The organism is Mycobacterium sp. (genome assembly GCF_049683355.1).
GTDB lineage: Bacteria > Actinomycetota > Actinomycetes > Mycobacteriales > Mycobacteriaceae > Mycobacterium.
In genome coordinates this window covers 1-4,004 of record NZ_JBAUJB010000268.1, presented here as the reverse complement: position 1 = coordinate 4,004, position 4,004 = coordinate 1, and the positions used below count along the sequence as shown (strand labels likewise).

Here is a 4,004-nt window from a genome sequence, read left to right as displayed (position 1 = left end):
CGCCGTCAGCGCGAGGCGCTCCGCATCTGACTTGTGGCGTGAGTGGAGGAGGTACCGGAGCCAGCGAACATCAATGAGCACAATGATCCTTTACGCGGTCTTTGTGAGAAGCGGGAGTAGTTGGCGCCGCGCCACCATGGCATCGGCGAAGTGGTTGAGTGCTTCCGGAACGGAGCCGGCTGCGTCGAACTCGATGTCGCACTCACGCAGTGCCTGCTCGACCGAGCGGCTGGCGACCAGCGACCACTCGACGCCGGCGGCGGCGCAGACGTCGTCGACCGTGAACAGCAGCGAAATGGCTTCCCGACTAACGGAAGTGACGCCGCTGAGATCCAGAACGAAGGGCTTCTCCGCGAGGATGAAGCGACGGGTGTACCGGGTGGCGCGGTCGGTGTTGAGGTCATCGAGGCGACCCTTGATGGTCACCACCGTCGCCAGCTGGCGGCAGTGCGCCCGGATGTCGGCGCCGTTGCAGTCGAACGTCGGATTGCCGTACATTGCAGCCTCCCTCGATCGTGTGCTGACATCAGCCGCCAGTGGGCGTTACAACAACGAACGTAGTGAGCCAATCTAAGGCGGCGGGGAGTAACTACTAATACTTCGGTAAGAACTGGATTCGCCCGCGTCAGCAAACCCGTCGGTAACTTGGCGTCAACCTCGGCGCTGCTGCTGGGAACCGGTATAACCCGCCCAGGGGTTGTAATCGGCCAGCAGTGCCTCCTGCGGCGGCCTGGCGCCCTCGGCAACGTGCTCGAGGTTGATCCGGATTCGGTACCAGATCGAACTCGGGCCGCGCATGCCGTCGACGAGGATGTCTGTGGGTTCCAGGTTTGCGGCGGCGTCCTGATACTTCTCGCGCCACTGCTGCAGCGCGGCCATCGCCTCGTCTCTGGTCTTGGTCCGGGCGATCTCGATCAACGGTTTGGCCGACTGCCGGCGACCGTCGGCAGATCGGCGGGCACCCTTCGGAGCCTTCTCCGCCGGCCCGAGTGAGTCGGCGAGGTTCAGCAGTGACTCCAGGCCACCTACCGCGTCGTCCATTCCCTCCCACGGGTCGCCGAGCCGTTCGAAGCGCTGCGGCACCGTGGCGACGGTGAAGGTCTCGGGTCGACAGTCGGCGACCTCATCCCAGAACAGCGGCGTCGACACCCGGGCGTCCGGCGTGGCACGCACCGAGTACGCGGACGCCACCGTGCGGTCCATGGCGTTCTGGTTGAAGTCGACAAAAACCCCGTGGCGTTCTTCCTTCCACCAGCGCGCGGTGGCAGATTCCGGTGCTCGGCGCTCCACCTCGCGGGCCACCGCCTCGGCGGCCAACCGCACCAACTTGAACGGCCACCGCCGGTGGATGCGCGCGTAGATGTGGAAGCCCCGCGAGCCCGAGGTCTTGGGCCAGGCCACCAGCCCGTGCTCCTCGAGAACCTCGCGGGCGACGAAGGCCACGTCGAGGATCTGGCGCCAACCGACCCCGGGCATGGGGTCGAGGTCGACGCGCAGTTCGTCGGGATGATCGAGATCATCGAAGCGCACCGGGTGCGGGTTGAGGTCGACGCAGCCGAGGTTCACCGCCCAGACCAGTCCCGCCGCGTCGTGCACCACGGCTTCCTTGGCCGAGGTCCCCGACGCGTACTTCAGCTCGGCAACGTCGACGAAGTCGGGCCGCTTCTCCGGGGCGCGCTTCTGGAACACCGCCTCCTGTTCGATGCCCTTGACGAAGCGTTTGAGGATCATCGGACGGTCCTGAACTCCGCGCAGGGCGCCGTCGGCCACCGCGGTGTAGTAGTGCATCAGGTCGAGTTTGGTGACCCCGAGATCGCCGAACACCACCTTGTCGGGATGGGTGATGGGCACCTGCTGTCCACCGATGTCCAGATACCGGGGACCAGGCATCGTCTCATCGTAGAATCCGGTCGATCTGCGAGCGCGGTCACATAAAGTTGTGCGCATGTCCAAGCTCAGTGATCTTCCGGTGCAGGCGCTCGCCCAGGTCCAGCAGTCCGTCGGCAAGTATCTCGAGCGTGGCTCGGCGGAGCTGCACTACGCCCGCAAGATGTTCGAGGCGGGTGCGCTGAAACTGGAGGCACCGCAGGACATCGCCGCGTTGGTCGGTGACATCCGCCGGTGGGGCGAGTTCGGGATGATCCCGGCGCTCAACGCCCGCCGCCACCCGCACCGGGTCGCGGTGATCGACGACTTCGGCGAGATGACGTTCTCCGAACTCGACAACGCCGCCAACGCCGTCGCCAACGGCCTGATCGCCAAGGGGGTCCGCGGTGGGGACGGGGTGGCGATCCTGGCCCGTAACCACCGATGGTTCCTGGTCTCGGTGTACGGGGCCGCGAAGGTCGGCGCCCGAATCATCCTGCTCAACAGTGAGTTCTCCGGCCCGCAGATCAAAGAGGTGTCCGAGCGCGAGGGCGGCAAGTTCGTCATCTACGACGACGAGTACACCGCCGCCGTCTCCCAGTCCGAACCCGAACTCGGAAAGCTGCGCGCGCTCGGGGTCAACCCGGACCGCGCCGAATCTTCGGCTGCCGCCGAGGGTGACGAACCGTCGGGCAGCACCGATGACACCCTCGAGCAGTTGATCGCCCGCACCAGCACCGCACCGCCGCCCAAGGCTGCCAAGCACTCGTCGATCATCATCCTGACCAGCGGCACCACCGGCACCCCCAAGGGCGCCAACCGCAGCGCGCCATCGTCGCTGGCGCCGATCGGCGGGGTGCTGTCGGCGGTGCCCTTCAAGGCCAAGGAGGTGACGTCGCTGCCGGCGCCGATGTTCCATGCGCTGGGCTTCCTGCACGCGACGATCGCGATGATGCTGGGCTCCACGTTGGTGCTGCGCCGGAAATTCAGACCGGCCACCGTGCTCGCCGACATCGAAAAGCACAAGGCCACCGCGATCGTGGTGGTTCCGGTGATGTTGTCCCGGATGCTCGACGAGCTCGAGAAGACCTCACCCAAGCCCGATCTGTCGTCGTTGCACATCGTGTTCGTCTCCGGTTCACAGCTCGGCGCCGAGCTCGCCACCCGGGCGCTGAAGGACCTTGGCCCGGTCGTCTACAACTTGTACGGATCCACCGAGGTCGCATACGCGAGCATCGCACGGCCCCAAGACCTTTCGATCAACCCGGCAACGGTCGGGCCGGTGGTCAAGGGCATGAAGGTCAAGATCCTCGACGACAACGGCAACGAGCTGCCGCGCGGTGAGGTCGGCCGGATCTTCGTGGGCAACTTCTTCCCGTTCCAGGGCTACACCGGCGGCGGCGGAAAGCAGATCATCGACGGACTGCTGTCGTCGGGCGACGTCGGCTACTTCGACGACAACGACCTGCTCTACGTCAGCGGTCGCGACGACGAGATGATCGTCTCCGGCGGTGAGAACGTCTTCCCCGCCGAGATCGAGGACCTCGTCAGCGGCCATCCCGAGGTCGTCGAGGCCACCGCGCTCGGTGTCGAGGACAAGGAATGGGGCGCCCGGCTGCGCTGCTTCGTGGTCAAGGCCGAGGGCGCCTCGATCGACGAGGATGCGATCAAGGCGTACGTGCGGGAGAACCTGGCCCGCTACAAGGACCCGCGCGAGGTGGTCTTCATCGATCAGCTGCCGCGGAACCCCACCGGCAAGATCCTCAAGCGCGAACTGCGCGACATGGAGATCGACGGATAGGGCCACCCCGGAATTCGGGCGGAATCCTGAATCGGTGAGCGACCCTCAGTCGTCGTCGTCGCCTTCGTTCTGATCATCTTCGACGGCGCCAGGGTCTTCGCTGTCGGTGCCGTAGCCCGGCGCCGGTTCTACGCCCGGCCCTGGGTCGGCGGCGGCCGGCGCGTCGGCTTGGCTGTGTGGATCCAACGGCGGGGTGTTTGCGCTGAAATTTGGGCGCTTCCGGGTTTTTCGTGGGCCCGATGTGGGCGTGACGGCCGTCAGCGGCAGGATATGGGGTATGCGCGACACCGAGCTGTACCGCCATCTGCTGGGACTGGAGACTCCGTGGAAGGTGGGG

At 66.0% G+C, this 4,004-nt stretch carries 3 protein-coding genes; 1 reads left to right on the top strand and 2 read right to left on the bottom strand.

Translation table 11 applies throughout. The annotated features are described in order from the left end of the window. Positions 1 to 90 precede the first annotated feature (90 nt). Both WA944_RS16045 and ligD read right to left on the bottom strand, forming a co-directional pair. Complete coding sequence (locus WA944_RS16045) at positions 91 to 498, bottom strand: STAS domain-containing protein (protein ID WP_526369820.1); 408 nt, start codon at positions 496 to 498, stop codon at positions 91 to 93. A gap of 153 nt (positions 499 to 651) precedes the next feature. Further along, positions 652 to 1,890, bottom strand: a complete 1,239-nt coding sequence (ligD, locus tag WA944_RS16040) for a non-homologous end-joining DNA ligase (protein WP_526371568.1) — start codon at positions 1,888 to 1,890, stop codon at positions 652 to 654. A 55-nt stretch (positions 1,891 to 1,945) separates the two neighbouring features. On the opposite strand from ligD, the gene fadD2 reads away from it, so the two are divergent. Further along, complete coding sequence (gene fadD2, locus WA944_RS16035; protein WP_526374752.1) at positions 1,946 to 3,667, top strand: long-chain-fatty-acid--CoA ligase FadD2; 1,722 nt, start codon at positions 1,946 to 1,948, stop codon at positions 3,665 to 3,667. Positions 3,668 to 4,004: the final 337 nt, after the last annotated feature.

Bases quoted from the DNA above. Each gene is read 5' to 3' on its own strand.
- WA944_RS16045 (WP_526369820.1), bottom strand. From the start codon at position 498: ATGTACGGCAATCCGACGTTCGACTGCAACGGCGCCGACATCCGGGCG.
- ligD (WP_526371568.1), bottom strand. From the start codon at position 1,890: ATGCCTGGTCCCCGGTATCTGGACATCGGTGGACAGCAGGTGCCCATC.
- fadD2 (WP_526374752.1), top strand. From the start codon at position 1,946: ATGTCCAAGCTCAGTGATCTTCCGGTGCAGGCGCTCGCCCAGGTCCAG.